The following is a 13,123-nucleotide window of genomic DNA, read 5'->3' as shown; positions in this document are numbered from 1 at the left end:
ATGTTTGAAAAGATTTTAATTGCCAATCGTGGCGAAATCGCTTGCCGTGTGATTCGTACAGCGAAAAAATTAGGCATTGCAACGGTAGCAGTATATTCAGATGCAGATGCCCACTCGCAACATGTCAAACAAGCAGATGAAGCGGTTTATATTGGCGAGTCCCCTGCCTCACAAAGTTATTTACAAGTTGATCGTATTATTCAAGCGGCTTTAGCTACAGGCGCACAGGCGATCCATCCGGGTTATGGCTTTTTGTCTGAAAATGATCAATTTGCGCTTGCTTGTGAAAAAAACAATATTGTATTTATCGGTCCTCCTGTTGCTGCAATTTTGGCAATGGGTCTGAAAGCCACCTCTAAAGCCTTGATGGAAAAAGCAGGTGTGCCTTTAACGCCGGGTTATCATGGTACAAATCAAGATGCAGCATTTTTAAAGCAACAAGCCGATGGCATTGGCTACCCTGTTCTCATCAAAGCCAGTGCAGGCGGTGGTGGTAAAGGCATGCGTTTGGTTGAGCGTGAAGCTGACTTTTTAGATGCGCTGTCTTCATGTAAAAATGAAGCAAAATCAAGCTTCGGCAATGATGAAGTTTTGGTTGAGCGCTATGTGGTCAATCCACGCCATGTCGAAGTACAAGTGTTTGGCGACTCCCATGGCAACTATGTACATTTATTTGAACGTGATTGTTCAGTACAGCGCCGTCACCAAAAAGTGCTCGAAGAAGCGCCTGCACCAAAAATTGCTGAAGAAAAATTGGAAGCGATGCGTAAAGCAGCGATTGATGCAGCAAGTGCAGTGAATTATGTCGGTGCAGGTACAGTCGAGTTTATTGTAGAACAAGACGGTACAGCGTATTTCATGGAAATGAATACTCGTCTACAAGTTGAACACCCTGTTACTGAAATGATCACAGGACAAGACTTAGTAGAATGGCAACTGCGTGTTGCAAGTGGTGAACCATTACCAAAATTACAACATGAACTCAGCATCAATGGTCATGCCATCGAAGCACGAATCTATGCGGAAGAACCTGAAAAAGGCTACTTACCTGCCATCGGGAAAATTCATTATTTACATTATCCTGAACAAAATGAACATGTTCGTGTCGATAGTGGCATTGTGCAAGGTGATGAAATCACCACGTATTATGACCCAATGATTTCAAAACTCATCGTTTGGGGCAAAAACCGTGATGAAGCATTGGTACAAATGCACCATGCGCTTGGGCATTTCCATGTTGAAGGTTTGGGCAATAATATTGCATTCTTAGACCGCATCATTCGTTGCGACTCATTCAAAAATGCAGAATTGGATACCAATCTGATCCAACGTGAAGATGAATTTTTATTTAAAAATATCCGTACTGCGGACACCAATCTCATCATTACTGCGGCATTTACCGAATTACTCAGTCGTTTCCAACAGAATAAAACAGCAAATAATCCTGTTTGGCAAAACCAATCAACTTGGCGTTTAAACCAAACTGGACTATATCCGATTAAACTCAAGTTGGCAGACACGCAAATTCAAGTGAATTTTAGAGCAGTTGGCGAGCAGTTTATTGCCGAATATCAAGATCTAAAATTGCAAATTTCAGGTCAATTGCTCAACGCAAATACAGTACAAATTGACCTCAATGGACTGAAACAAAAAGTCGCATTTAGTCGCAATGCACAAGCCCTGACTGTATTTTCAAATGCACAAAATTATATTTTTGAACAGATTTTGGCGAAAATCAGCAATGAAGACGATGCAGGCAACGAAAGTAATCTGAAAGCACCAATGCCGGGTGTAATTACCAAAGTCTTGGTTTCTGCCAAAGATCAAGTGAAAAAGGATGATATTTTACTGACACTTGAAGCAATGAAAATCGAATATACCATTCGTGCGCCACATGATGGCGTGATTGCGGCAGCGTATTTCCAAGCAGGTGATCAAGTCAAAGCAGGCGATGAATTGGTTGAGTTTGAATTACTCACGGAGAATGTTGCATGACTTCTATAGACAACGACTTCGTTAAAATCGTTGAAGTTGGTCCACGTGATGGACTGCAAAACGAAAAAACACCTTTGACACTTGAACAACGTAAAGCCTTGATTGTGGATTTAATGCAAACAGGACTCAGCTCAATTGAAGTCGGCTCTTGTGTTTCAGCAAAATGGGTACCGCAAATGGCAAATAGTGATCAACTTTTTGCCGATTTACCCAAAGATCCAAAGATTGACTTTAGCCTACTTACACCCAATCTAAAAGGTTTTGAGTCTGCTTTAGCTGTCGGTTGTCAAGAAGTTGCGGTATTTACCGCAGCGTCTGAAAGCTTTACCCGTAAAAATATTAACTGTTCAATTGATGAGAGTTTTGAGAAATTTACTGATGTTTTAGTTGCCGCTAAAAGTAACAATATCAAAGTACGGGGCTATGTATCTTGTATTGTTGATTGTCCTTATGAAGGTGCAATTGATCCAAGACAAGTGGCAAAAGTAACACAGCGTTTGTATGACATAGGTTGTTATGAAGTATCTTTAGGTGAAACGATTGGTACAGCAACCCCGAATCGTGTTAAAAAAGTTTGGGATGCTTGCCTTGCAGAACTCGATCACAGCGTTTTAGCAGGACATTTTCATAATACCTATGGCATGGCGATTGCGAATATTTATCAATCGCTTGAACAAGGTATTCGGGTCTTTGATTCATCTATTGCAGGGCTGGGTGGCTGTCCTTATGCCAAAGGTGCTTCGGGCAATGTCTCCACTGAAGACTTGTATTATTTATTGTCGAAAATGGGCTTTAAAACAGGAATTCATCTTGATGCACTCATGCAAGCGAGTCGCAATATTAGCCAAGTTCTAAATCGCCCTAACCCGTCAAATTATGCAAATGCTTATTGGCAAACCCAATGTGCTTCATGATATAAACAATGCATAAATGCAAGAAAAGTTAATGGAATAAGATTGTAATAACAAGGTGAAATATGCTCAATAAAGTCTATGCAAGTGCAAACGATGCACTTAAAGATATCGTCCAAGATGGACAAACTTTTGCTGTAGGTGGCTTTGGTCTTTGTGGCATACCTGAAGCATTGATCTCGGCATTAAAAGCGACAGGTGTCAAAGACTTAACCTGTATTTCCAATAATGCTGGTGTAGATGGCTTTGGTCTAGGTCTACTTCTTGAGACCAAACAGATTAAAAAAATGATTGCCTCTTATGTTGGTGAAAACAAAGAATTTGAACGCCAATTTTTAAATGGTGAACTTGAAGTTGAACTCACACCACAAGGCACTTTAGCAGAGAAACTACGTGCAGGTGGTGCTGGTATTCCCGCTTTCTTTACGCAAGCAGGTGTAGGTACACTGATTGCAGAAGGCAAAGAAGTTCGTAATTTTAATGGTAAAGATCATATTCTTGAAGAATCACTGACTGCGGATATTGCCCTTGTCAAAGCCTATAAAGCAGACAAAGCAGGCAATTTAATTTTCCGTAAAACAGCACGTAACTTTAATCCTGACTGTGCAACCGCAGGTAAAATCACTGTGGTTGAAGTAGAAGAATTGGTTGAAGTCGGTACTTTAGATCCTGATCATGTGCATCTTTCAGGAATTTATGTGCATCGAATTATTGTCAATGCACAACCTGAAAAACGCATCGAACAATTGACATTAAAATCAGAGGGATAAAATCATGGCTTGGACACGCAATGAAATGGCACAACGTGCTGCACAAGAACTCGAAGATGGTTTTTATGTTAATTTAGGCATTGGACTACCAACTCTTGTGGCAAATTATATTCCTGAAGATATGGATGTTTGGCTACAGTCAGAAAATGGCTTATTGGGGATTGGTGAATTTCCAACAGACGACACTGTAGATGCTGATCTTATTAATGCGGGCAAACAAACGGTAACTACTCGCATAGGTGCTTCATTTTTCGAAAGCTCACAATCATTTGCCATGATTCGTGGTGGTAAAGTCAATATTGCGATTTTAGGTGCAATGGAAGTTTCTGAAACAGGTGACCTCGCCAACTGGATGATTCCTGGTAAAAAAGTCAAAGGGATGGGCGGTGCAATGGACTTGGTTGCAGGTGTACAAAAAGTCGTGGTACTGATGGAACACTCAGCCAAAGATGGTTCACCTAAAATTGTCAAAAACTGTGAATTACCTTTAACAGGAAAAGCTGTCGTAGACCGTATTATTTCTGACTTAGGTGTGTTTGATGTGACTGAAAATGGTATCAAACTGGTTGAGCTTGCAAATGGTGTCACATTGGATGAAGTTCAAAAAGTTACAGGTGTCACTATTTCTACATAAACTTCCTCTACATTCACAAAGTGATAGAGCAAAGCACAATCACTTTATTCTCCTGAAAATATAAGACTTTAAAATAGTCTTATATTTTTAACTTAAAACTATATTTTTCACATAAATATTTTTAATGTATTCAAATCCTATTTCTTCAACCTAATCTATACATAGGCATTTCATATGTAAAACAAAATTCAAGGATGATAAAAATGAGTAATTCTCAAAATATTTTGCAAAGGTTTGCAATCAAAGTCAGTGACTGGTCTGAAAAATGGTTTCCAGATTCCTATATCTTTGCCCTTTTAGGTGTCATTATCGTTGCTCTTGCCTCAATGGCTATCGGTGCACCTGCAACACAAGTTGCCCTTTCATTTGGTGATGGTTTCTGGAGTTTGATTCCTTTCACTTTACAAATGTGTATGTTGATCGTGGTTGGTTATGTCGTTTCTGTATCGAAACCGATTAAATTTATTATCAATAAACTTGCTTTGATCCCAAACTCGGGTACAGGAGGCATCGTGCTTGTTGCAACGATCAGTCTATTTGTATCCTTGATCAACTGGGCAATGAGCACCGTACTTACTGCGCTGTTGGTCATTGCACTGGCTCAACGTAAAGAACTGAATATTGACTATCGAGCGGCAGCAGCAGCGGCAATTATTGGGATGGGTGCAACATGGGCACTCGGAATCAGCTCTTCTGCTGCACAACTACAAGCCAATAAAGCCAGTTTGCCTGAGTCGATCTACCAACTCACAGGTGTTATTCCTTTTACTGAAACAATTTTTTTACCACAATCTCTGATTATGACTGCGGTACTGATCATCGCATCTATTACAATCGCCTATTTTTCTGCACCCAAAGGACAAGATATTAAAACCATTGATCAATTTAATATCAAACTTGACCAAGAAGAAGCTGAAATACAAGATACTTCGAAGAGTAAACGACCTGGGGATTGGTTAGAAAATTCACCTCTTTTAAGTATTTTAATTGTCGTTTTAGGTGCGATTTGGATGTTTAATGAGTTTTCTAAAAGCAATCCCATTCTCGCAATTTCAAGCTTAAATACATATAACTTTATCTTCTTAATGTTAGGCATTGCACTACATGGAACACCACGCAACTTTTTAAATGCTGTATCTAAGGCAGTTCCTGCAATTTCAGGTGTACTCATCCAATTCCCGCTTTATGGTAGTATTGCCTTTATCATGACTCATGCCATGAATGCACAAGATTTATCACTCTCGCATTATATTGCTGAGTTTTTTGTGTCAATTTCATCAAAAGAAACCTTTGCCATTGTTATGGGAATTTACTCTGCAATTTTAGGCTTTTTCATCCCTTCAGGCGGTGGCAAATGGATCATCGAAGCACCTTATGTTATGCAAGCGGCACATGATTTAAAATATCACTTGGGCTGGTCAGTACAAATCTACAATGCTGCCGAAGCATTGCCAAATTTAATTAATCCGTTCTTTATGCTACCGATGCTTGGGATTTTAAAACTCAAAGCCAAAGATGTGATCGGTTTTACTGTGACACAATTGGTTTTTCATATTCCACTGGTTTTATTCTTATTATGGATTTTAGGGCGCACACTAACCTATGTAGCACCTACATTTTAAAATCTCAGTTTATCATTTTTCTATTGATACAAAGGCTTAATCTCATGAAATTAAGCCTTTTCATATCAACGAATATCATTTTCGTCAAAATAACAAAAACATCAAAAGTTTTTGTATTTTTGCAACATAAAACCAACCTTATTTTTCTACATAAATGTGGTTTATTTTTTAAAATTCAAGATCATATTTGAAATAAAAACATATAAAAACCAAATATTTGCTTAGGCTAATTTATTTTTAAATTTATTATAAATTTGATGCAAAATAATAATGAAACCCTCCTGTTTTTAGGCTATAACTAAATAAAAGAGCATTTACTTTTATATGTAAAAAATTTGATTTAATCGAACACATTATTAATGCTTTAGGAGGTAAACATTATGCCATATGAACATATTCTAGTCCCTGTTGATGAGTCCCCAATTTCTTATGCAGCCTTACAACATGCTGAAGAACTTGCCTTGAGCAATGGTTCAAAAGTCACTGTGATCAGTGTCCTTGCTGTTGATCCGATGTTTGGCGTTGATTTCTATCAAGTTGCACCCTCTATTACTGAATACGTTTTAGCTGCGGAAAAAAATGCCCAAGCTCGCCTCAACGAAATTAAGAACAACTTAAATCATCACGGTATTACCGAAGTAAACGTTAAAATCGTTCGTGAAGTCTCACCTGCTACAGGCATCTTAAATGTACTGAATGAAATCGGAGCGGATCTGATTGTGATGGGTTCGCATGGTCGTAAAGGTCTAAAAAAATTTGTTCTGGGCAGTGTTGCACAAGAGGTCTTAGGTGAAAGTTTTGTTCCTGTGCTGATCGTAAAGCAATAGCGTAAAATTCTCTTTTATTTGCAAAATTAAAACCCAATTCACATTCACTGTAAATTATTTTTTAGAAATGTAAATCTAAGATTGGCGCATATACATTTATATGTTACTTATTCTCTATATTAGAATTTTTACTTTTTAATATAGCAATAATGACAACGGAGAAACTCAAATGGCTTATCAACATATTTTAGTTCCTGTAGATGGTTCCCAAATTTCTTTTGCTGCGGCACAACAAGCAATTTCTATTGCAAAAGCATTTAATGCACAGCTTACGGCGATTTGTTTGGTTGCAGAAGATCCATTTTCAGGCGCAGACTTTTATTATAATGCCTCTATGATGAAAGAATATTTAGAAGAAGCCAACAAAAATGCTTTAAAAGCACTTGATCAAGTGAAAGAATTTGCTGCTGCCGAAAGTATTTCGATCAATACTGAAGTTGTACGAGGTTATGTCACTGCTGAAACAATTATTGAAACAGCTGAAAAACAAAATGCGGATTTGATCGTAATGGGTTCACATGGTCGTAAAGGCTTTAAGAAATTTTTCTTAGGCAGCTTTGCACAAGATGTTTTAAATCAAACTACTCTTCCTGTGCTGATTGTTAAAGAATAGAATAAATCATCAATAAAGCCTGCATGATGCAGGCTTTATTTTATATGAAAATTTGATGTGAATCATGTATATAAATCATTAATTATACCGTGATTAATTCATCGCAATAACTTTCACCAAAATCGTTTGTGACTCTTCAAAATCATCAAATATTTGTTTACGTGTTAACTCTTTGGATTTAACTTTAAATTCATGATTTTGATATTGGATTACATTTGGAATCTCATCAAAATATTGACCATTGGCTTCCAAACTTTCTTCAAATAATGGTGTACCAAGTTGGTAATCTTTGCTTTTCAAAACAACATATTTTACAGTGGTCTTCATCAACTACTCCCTAATTTTCATACCCTTTATTTTTAGTTATAACAGCTTTTGCACAACAATAAAGTAATTTCTGTTTAAGATCGTTTACTATTTCCCCGAACAGTATTTTTCAACAAATTTATCCCAATGAAAGCCTATAAGGTTGGACATATTTTTCTATTCTCTTGACGTATTTAGACAATCTTCACAGCCATTAAAATGATTATCATTGCCTACCACATATTCTACTAAGCCTATAAAATTAAATATTTTTTAGCTTACATCCTACTTAGATTTTCGCTATGATAAGTTCCTAAATAAAGCTGATATAAACGTGATATACAAGCTTTAATTTGAATGAGCGAATCTTATGTATTTAAAACAGTGTTGCGATACTTTAGAACGTAAAGCTTTAAAAATTGCATTTATTGAAAGTGCGAGTTCTGGACATCTAAGCGCTCAATTTTCAATTTATAAAAATAGTGGCGCAGACATTTTACTCGGCGGTTTAGTCAGTTATGACCCATCAATTAAAATCAAAATATTAGGGATTGACCCACAACTCATTAAACAATATACAGCTGAATCTACTGAAGTCACCACAGCAATGGCAATCAAAGGAAAGATTCTTTTCGATCAAGCCGATCTTATTGTGAGTTGTACAGGTCTACTTAAACATGGTGGTAGTGAATCTAAATATAAACCTGTTGGCACATTTTATATCTGCATAAACTATCTCAATCAAATTCATAGTTTTCAATATCTTATTCAAGGTTCTGCTGAAGAAAAATTGCAGCAACTTACTGAACAAGTTGCCAAAGAGGTTTTGCAATGCTTATAAGCTTTAGTGTTTAAATACAATTTAAAACTGTAAATTTGCTAACAATTGTTCACTTTTGGCAATTAAAACGTTAAATTTAACATATTCTCTACAGAGAAATAACAATCACATAACGATGGGTAATTTTATGAAACTTCAATTGGCTTTGGTTGCAACAGTTGCGTTATTTACAGGTTGTGCAGGTTCTTATCCAGAACGTGTTGTGACAAAAGGTCCTCTCATTTGTGAAGCTACGGAAGTTTGTCCTGAACTTGCAATGCGTTGGAATGATGAAAAACGTGATGGTTTTAAAATCACGGCTGAGATCAATCAACCAACGAAATATGACATCAAACAGTTTGTATTTTTAGTGGATGGTCAACCGTATGAATATTCAACGATTAATCCAACACAATACACTGAACAGGTTTCATCAAATTCAATTATCGTACCTGTCAGCTTTTTAAACTCATTCCGTAACGGTAAAGAAATTTCTTTAAAATTAGTGACTGATCAAGGCGAAATTGATCGCTCAATTTTAAAAGCGGATGGTCAAAAATCTTCTGCTTATTTGACTTTCTTAAAAGGTTATACAGGCGAAACTGCGCAATAATCAAGCTGTAAAGCAATAAAAATAGACTTTATACTGAATGCCAGTCAGTTACAAAAATTGACTGGCATTTTTATATCCTAACGAATACTTTTTGCTTCTTTTAATTTCTATATGTCTAGCCCATAAAAAACCCCAGTCTAAACTGAGGCTAATTTACTCAAATTAAAAATTATTTAATTTTCGCATTGGCTTTTAAGTATTGTGTGTAGTCATCCAATAATTGTTGACCACGCATTCTTTGATACAACTGCATTAACTCTTGTGCTTGTGCTGGATCCAAACTTTCTATAGGAGACTTTTTCACTTCAGCAACTGCAACCACCACCATTTCATTTGCTAATGACGTTGTTGTCACAGACCACATGCCTGCTTTTGGTGTAGGTGCACTAAATGCTGCACGCTCAATTTCACGTTTTAAACCTTGAGAACGTGTAAATACACCTGCCGATTCAAACTTAAATGGATATTTTGCTAACACTTGTTGTGCAGGCAATTTTTTGAAATCCTCAAGCATGGCTGCTATTTTTGCTTTCGCAGCTTGTGCAGCTTTTTCTTGGATCAATTTTGCTTTCACACGTGCAGTGGCTTGTGCCAAAGGCTGTACACCTGCTGCATGATATTCACGAACTTCACCCAAACGGTATTACCGTCTTTTAATTGGATACTGCTTGATACGTTTCTATCACCATTTTTTACGTCATCGCTAAATATTTTTGCTTTAACGCTAGGATCAGCCAAGATTGCATTGGTTGTTGCAACAGTCACCGCTTTTGCTGATTCAATCTTTGCAGCTTTTACTTCACTTGAAATAATATCAAGTGCATCATTACTCACCACTTGTTCATTCAAGCTATTTACGGTATCCGCAAATAAATTTGCAGATTTAGACTTTAATACTTCTTCAGTCAGTTCAGCTTTTTTCGCTTCAAATGATGGAAGCTCGCCTACAGCAGAATGCACTTCAATGATGTGATAACCATATTGAGTTTTTACAGGGCGTGTAATTTCAGCATTTTTTGCTGATTTCACTGCGTTATCAAAACTGCTACCAAAAGCACCTTCGATATAATCTAAAGTCCCACCATTGGCTTTAGATGAAGGATCTTCAGAATATTGTGCAGCAGCCTGTGTAAAGCCCATTCCGCCTTTAATTTTCGTATAGACATCATTGGCTAATTTTTCAGCTTGCTGTGCATCACGATTATCTGTCGTAATCAAAATATGCTTAACATCATGTTTCGCATTTTTCTTTTGCTGATCTACAAATGCCGCATAGGCTTTTTCCAACTCAGCAGCAGAAACTTCTGTACTTGCTTGCGGCAACATCGCAGGTGTTAAAAGTACATAATCCACATCTACAGAAGCCACCTGTTTAAATTTATTTTGATGCTTATTGTAGTAGTCTGCAATTTCTTGATTTGAAACTTTTACATTTTGCTTATATTCATCAAGATTTACGCTCGCCAAATAAAGGTTACGCTGTTCAGTCTGTAAATTAGCAATCTGTGCTAAGTCTAATTTGCTCACCAAAGCACTGTCTGTAAATGTACCCATTAACATATTCAATGCGTGGTCTTGGCGAAGATTTGCAATCAAACCTGCACTTGTTGTGCCCACTGAGCGCAGATAGTTTTCATACAAAGCTTTGGAAAATTGACCATTTTCTTGAAAACTTGGTTGCTGTGCTAACATCTGTTCAATCTGAGCATCACTCAAAGAGATTCCCAGTTTTTCAGCCTGCTTAATCAATAAAGCACGTGCAACTAAACTATCTAGTGCTGCATTTTGAATGAAAGAATTATTTAATAAAGATTCATCACCATTGACCATTTTCAAATACTGATCTTTTAAACCTTTGGTTTGTGCTTCTAAATCTTTTGTCGATATTTCTTGACCATTTACAGTCTTCGCCACATCCGCTTTATTCCCCCCACTAAAATAACCTTCGATACCAACTAATGCTAAGGGAGTTAAAAATAAAACGAGCAGGACTTTTCCGAGCCAACCTTTTATGACTTTACGAAACGATTCCATAAATCTTCCAATATTTTATTTGCTAGGGAGTTTAACTGATATTCATATATGAATGAATGCGCTAAGCCTAATTAATTGGTTTATTCCATAAAAAAATGTACTGACAAGCTGCATGTAAGTTAGTTAAACAGAAAAAGTGAAAAGGTGATAAAAATGCGAACCCATAAATATATGCATTTTCATAAATTCATCGCAAAATTTAGCTTAAATGCGACGACGATTACACTCAGAACACCTCATTAATACTGTTTAAAAAAGTCTGACATTAATTTCGATGCCCAAGATTTCGTATTTAGACCTTCATAAAAACCGCAATGGCTGCCCTTTTTGGTGGTAATGACCACAACATTCGGCATTTTTTGCACCACCGTTTTATACGGTTCAAAGTTTTTAATCGAACAAACTGGATCATCCTCCGAATTTAAGACCATCAGCGGAATCTTCACATTTTCAAACACATAAATTGGATTGGTTGCTTGTGAATAACTTTGATAATCACTGTACCCTGCCATTTCAAAATATTCATTTTGAAATTCTTGCAAAGTCTTGGTCTGTAAAACAGTTTGAACAGAATCTATGCTTTGCCAAGTTTTTTTATAAGGTTGTATAAAGGCTTTAAACATCTTTTTGGTCATGACTTTGGTATAAAAAGGATGAACATTTTCAAAACCTTTTTCAGTATCATAACCCGGACACATCGCAAAAGCGGCTTTAAACGGCGTATCCAAGCCCTGTTCGCCCAAATAGCGTACCAATAAGCCTGTTCCCGCAGATGAACCGACCGCATAAAGTTCAGATTGTGGAAATTGCTTTTGGATAAAAACCAATTGCTCTTTTAGATCAGACGTTGAACCGAAGATCGACATTTGTGGCACTGGCATTGGTAAACCTGCATGCCCACGGCGTAAACACAACGCAATTCGCCAACCTGTATATTCATGCAAATCCTTGACCAATTCACGCATACTTTCAGGTGTTCCTGTAATGGTATGCATGATCACAATCGTTGGCGTATCTTTTGGTAAATCATAACCACACCATGCAATCGCAGTCACACCGCCATCTTGCATGGTGAGTTGATCGAGTCGATCATAATCAAGTTTGATGGTTTTCTTTTTAATCACATCAAAATACAACAGATGCACATGACGATTGCTCAACCACGGTGTAGGTCGGTATTTTTCTTGTAGTTGCGGCAGTTGCTCCAAGACCGCTTTCAATTGACCTTGCGTGTTGTAATAAAGTTTCGGTTGCTCTGCTCCTGTGATTTGATCTAATACCGCTTGGGTAAATTGATTAAATTTATTCAAAATAGGCATAACACGATCTCTAACTTTATCCACAAAATACATGACTTTCACTTGGTTTTACTACGCTTCACCCTGACATGATGTACAGATCAGGGGGATACAGGTGAGTTGTTCAGTTTAAACTGAGCTTAGGCTATTTATTCAATAACAGCTCTGTTAGGGCTGATATTTAGCAAATCGTTCAGCCATTTGCACAGCCAAAGCTTCCAAACCTTGTTTTGGACGAATCATCACTTCAAACCCAACTATTTGACCTTGTTCATTAAAACGAATCATATCAATGCCTTTGAGTTGTTTTTCCGAAACAACCGCTGAAAACTCAAGCACCACGCTTTGTTCATCTTCAGTAAAAAATTCACGGTGATACGTAAAGTTTTCAAAAACCTGAATGACATTGGTCAAAATAAAAAATACCACCTGCTTTCCTTCATAAGGCTTAAACGCTACAGGTGAACGAAACACCACATCATCAGCAAGGAGTTCATTTAAAATTGACATGTCACGGTTAGCGATCATATCGTGCCATTTTTGAACAGCAGGTTTGGTATTTGGGTAGTTCATTTTAATGTCCTTATATAAAACTCATTTAAACATTAATCCCTCCCAACCTCCCTTTAAAAAGGGAGGAGCTTCACGAATTTTATAACGGTAATAAAAACGAAGCTTTT

Annotated in this window: 12 protein-coding genes and 1 pseudogene; 9 read left to right on the top strand and 4 right to left on the bottom strand. The window is 37.1% G+C overall.

Translation table 11 applies throughout. The features are described from left to right. The 7 genes from AVJ19_RS00565 to AVJ19_RS00535 all read left to right on the top strand — a co-directional run bounded on the left by AVJ19_RS00565 (window position 1) and on the right by AVJ19_RS00535 (window position 7,372). Window positions 1–1,995 carry an acetyl/propionyl/methylcrotonyl-CoA carboxylase subunit alpha gene (locus AVJ19_RS00565; RefSeq protein WP_111857898.1) on the top strand — a complete coding sequence of 665 codons (1,995 nt, stop codon included), beginning with the start codon at window positions 1–3 and terminating at the stop codon, window positions 1,993–1,995. Beyond that, window positions 1,992–2,909, top strand: a complete 918-nt coding sequence (locus AVJ19_RS00560; RefSeq protein ID WP_111857897.1) for a hydroxymethylglutaryl-CoA lyase — start codon at window positions 1,992–1,994, stop codon at window positions 2,907–2,909. The genes AVJ19_RS00565 and AVJ19_RS00560 overlap by 4 nt, the downstream gene beginning before the upstream one ends. A 62-nt stretch (window positions 2,910–2,971) precedes the next feature. Beyond that, window positions 2,972–3,676: a CoA transferase subunit A gene (locus AVJ19_RS00555; RefSeq protein ID WP_111857896.1), complete on the top strand. Its 705-nt coding sequence runs from the start codon at window positions 2,972–2,974 to the stop codon at window positions 3,674–3,676. A 4-nt stretch (window positions 3,677–3,680) separates the two neighbouring features. Beyond that, window positions 3,681–4,310 carry a 3-oxoacid CoA-transferase subunit B gene (locus AVJ19_RS00550; RefSeq protein ID WP_111857895.1) on the top strand — a complete coding sequence of 210 codons (630 nt, stop codon included), beginning with the start codon at window positions 3,681–3,683 and terminating at the stop codon, window positions 4,308–4,310. Between the two features lie 203 nt (window positions 4,311–4,513). Then, window positions 4,514–5,932, top strand: a complete 1,419-nt coding sequence (locus AVJ19_RS00545; RefSeq protein ID WP_111857894.1) for a short-chain fatty acid transporter — start codon at window positions 4,514–4,516, stop codon at window positions 5,930–5,932. Window positions 5,933–6,312: 380 nt separating this feature from the next. Then, entirely contained in the window at window positions 6,313–6,759 is a 447-nt protein-coding gene (locus AVJ19_RS00540; protein WP_111857893.1) for a universal stress protein, read from the top strand. A gap of 169 nt (window positions 6,760–6,928) precedes the next feature. Further along, window positions 6,929–7,372, top strand: a complete 444-nt coding sequence (locus tag AVJ19_RS00535) for a universal stress protein (protein ID WP_111857892.1) — start codon at window positions 6,929–6,931, stop codon at window positions 7,370–7,372. A 93-nt stretch (window positions 7,373–7,465) separates the two neighbouring features. Here the strand turns inward: AVJ19_RS00535 and AVJ19_RS00530 are convergent, their stop codons facing one another. Beyond that, on the bottom strand, window positions 7,466–7,699 hold the full coding sequence (locus tag AVJ19_RS00530) for a hypothetical protein (RefSeq protein ID WP_111857891.1): 234 nt from the start codon (window positions 7,697–7,699) through the stop codon (window positions 7,466–7,468). Window positions 7,700–8,048: 349 nt separating this feature from the next. Between AVJ19_RS00530 and AVJ19_RS00525 the strand changes: the two genes are divergently transcribed. Together AVJ19_RS00525 and AVJ19_RS00520 are read left to right on the top strand one after the other, a co-directional pair. Further along, the gene (locus tag AVJ19_RS00525) at window positions 8,049–8,519 is read left to right on the top strand and encodes a CinA family protein (protein ID WP_111857890.1); all 471 of its coding nucleotides are present in this window, start codon (window positions 8,049–8,051) and stop codon (window positions 8,517–8,519) included. Between the two features lie 127 nt (window positions 8,520–8,646). After that, complete coding sequence (locus AVJ19_RS00520; protein WP_111858022.1) at window positions 8,647–9,111, top strand: hypothetical protein; 465 nt, start codon at window positions 8,647–8,649, stop codon at window positions 9,109–9,111. Between the two features lie 169 nt (window positions 9,112–9,280). On the opposite strand, the pseudogene AVJ19_RS00515 reads toward AVJ19_RS00520, so the two are convergent. The 3 genes and pseudogenes from AVJ19_RS00515 to AVJ19_RS00505 all read right to left on the bottom strand — a co-directional run bounded on the left by AVJ19_RS00515 (window position 9,281) and on the right by AVJ19_RS00505 (window position 13,016). Further along, window positions 9,281–11,145, bottom strand: a pseudogene (locus AVJ19_RS00515) (SurA N-terminal domain-containing protein). A 239-nt stretch (window positions 11,146–11,384) separates the two neighbouring features. Continuing rightward, window positions 11,385–12,464, bottom strand: coding sequence for a YheT family hydrolase (locus AVJ19_RS00510; RefSeq protein WP_111858021.1), 1,080 nt, complete (start codon window positions 12,462–12,464; stop codon window positions 11,385–11,387). Between the two features lie 147 nt (window positions 12,465–12,611). Continuing rightward, window positions 12,612–13,016, bottom strand: coding sequence for a nuclear transport factor 2 family protein (locus AVJ19_RS00505; RefSeq protein WP_111857889.1), 405 nt, complete (start codon window positions 13,014–13,016; stop codon window positions 12,612–12,614). Window positions 13,017–13,123: the final 107 nt, after the last annotated feature.

Origin of the sequence: Acinetobacter sp. CFCC 10889, assembly GCF_003268395.1 — a bacterium.
Taxonomy (GTDB): Bacteria; Pseudomonadota; Gammaproteobacteria; order Pseudomonadales; family Moraxellaceae; genus Acinetobacter.
This window is presented reverse-complemented; position numbering and strand designations above follow the sequence as displayed.